Source organism: Neisseria sp. P0021.S006 (genome assembly GCF_051956895.1).
The window spans coordinates 1-740 of sequence record NZ_JBQCWZ010000684.1 but is presented as its reverse complement, the minus strand read 5'-3'; the positions used below and the strand labels follow the sequence as shown (position 1 = coordinate 740).

General features: G+C 49.1%; 1 protein-coding gene. It reads left to right on the top strand.

All coding sequences use genetic code 11. The features are described from left to right. Nucleotides 1-81 precede the first annotated feature (81 nt). Nucleotides 82-740 (top strand): SDR family NAD(P)-dependent oxidoreductase (locus tag ACTHUM_RS16465; RefSeq protein ID WP_440403491.1); only part of this gene is annotated, 659 nt, incomplete at its 3' end.

Here is a 740-nt window from a genome sequence, read left to right as displayed (position 1 = left end):
TACAAAGGCCGTCTGAAAACGTGGCTTTAACCAAGTTAAAGCTATTTTCAGACGGCCTGTTAATTTTCGGATGCTTTATTTATGCACCTTCCCTATATTTCCATTCTCGGCTTAGGCTATCTCGGCCTGCCGCTGGCGCAAAAATGTTATGAACAAGGCAGTCAGGTAGCCGCCGTCAAACGCAACCTGACCTCTGACGACATCAATCTGCCGATTGAACTCGACATCATCGATTTGAATCAAGACGATATTTTTCACAGTTCGGCCTTGTGGCAAAACCATATCAACAAGCCGACATGGTTTTGCCTGCTTCCGCCTTCGTCATTAAACCATTACGCCGATACCCTGAAAAAATGGATTCAACTTGCCGAGCAATCTAAGGTACAACACATCATCTTTACCAGCAGCACCAGCGTGTATGGCGACCAAGCACGCATATGCGATGAAACTACACCTCCCGATCCGCAAACCGAATCCGCCCGTCAAATCCTCACAATCGAGCAAGCCTTGCTGAAAAGCGCCGTCCCCCATATCGACATACTGCGACTGGGCGGACTTTATTCTGCCGAACGTCATCCCGTTACCAAGCTGGTTCAAAAAACACGCATCCAAGGTGGCAATCGACCCATCAATATTCTTCATAAAGACTTGGCCGTCCAAGTCCTTTTTCAGACGGCCTGCCAAGCTGACGGCAAACGTATCCGCAATATTGTCGAACCCCGCCACCCAAGCCGAGCCGA